Source organism: Streptomyces lancefieldiae, assembly GCF_031845825.1.
GTDB lineage: Bacteria > Actinomycetota > Actinomycetes > Streptomycetales > Streptomycetaceae > Streptomyces > Streptomyces lancefieldiae.
This window is the reverse complement of record NZ_JAVRFH010000310.1, coordinates 1-471: the sequence shown is the minus strand read 5'-3', so window position 1 is coordinate 471 and position 471 is coordinate 1. Positions and strand designations below refer to the sequence as shown.

The following is a 471-nucleotide window of genomic DNA, read 5'->3' as shown; positions in this document are numbered from 1 at the left end:
GCACACCCCCGGCGGTCTCTACCTGCTGATCCACAAGCTGACAGCCCGCAGCCGAGCGTTCTGCGGCTCGGACCGGCTTTTCTGCGCCTGGCGCAACATCCTCGAGCTCGGGGGTGACGATGTTGCCGAGCACCACCCGCCTTTTGCGGTCAAGCTCTGGGGCGAGGTGAAGCTCTCGAAATGGGCCGGGGATCGCCGGCGGCCCGTCCTGGCCGATGCCTCCGAGGGCTGCGAGGCGAAGCCGCTGCAGGTGACCTTCAACCGGATCAAGACCAGCACCGAGGTCCGCCGCACACGCCGACTGGGCGGACATCTGCCGTCGGCCGCGAAGTCGAACACCATGCAGGTCCTCTTCCGTAACTACCTGGGTGGCGACCCCGTCATCGTCGAGTGGGCCCACCAGGTACTCGGCGAGGCGCTCGTCGACGCCGAGCAGGCCGCACTGCGCGCGCACGAGCAGGTGCTGAACAC

The 471-nt window shown here is 68.2% G+C and carries 1 protein-coding gene; it reads left to right on the top strand.

The features are described from left to right. Positions 1 to 471, top strand: a 471-nt coding sequence (locus tag RM812_RS42285; protein WP_311586345.1) for a hypothetical protein, incomplete at both ends; no start/stop codon positions are given.